At 63.8% G+C, this 254-nt stretch carries 1 protein-coding gene; it reads right to left on the bottom strand.

What is annotated here, in order from left to right; genetic code table 11:
* Window positions 1-254 (bottom strand): LysR substrate-binding domain-containing protein (locus SB751_RS33015; RefSeq protein ID WP_410749377.1); only part of this gene is annotated, 254 nt, incomplete at both ends.

The raw sequence follows: 254 nt of genomic DNA, 5'->3' as shown, positions 1-254 counted from the left end.
CCACGTAGACACCGTAGCGCATCCGCGTCAGCCGGCGCTGCACGATGTCCTGCCCGGTGAATGGAACGATCCGGAACGCGACGTCCGCTTCACGCTGGGCGAGATTGAACAGGCGCGTGCCGGTCAGCACGTCGATTTCAACCAGCGGATAGTCGCGCGAATACTCGGCGATCACGGGCGGCAACACGTACGCGCCGAACCAGTCGGACGACGATATCTTCAGCGTGCCTTCGAGCTTCTGCTGCTCGCCGGTC

Source organism: Cupriavidus sp. SIMBA_020 (assembly GCF_046535395.1).
In the GTDB taxonomy this organism is placed as follows: Bacteria; Pseudomonadota; Gammaproteobacteria; order Burkholderiales; family Burkholderiaceae; genus Cupriavidus; species Cupriavidus campinensis.
This window is presented reverse-complemented; position numbering and strand designations above follow the sequence as displayed.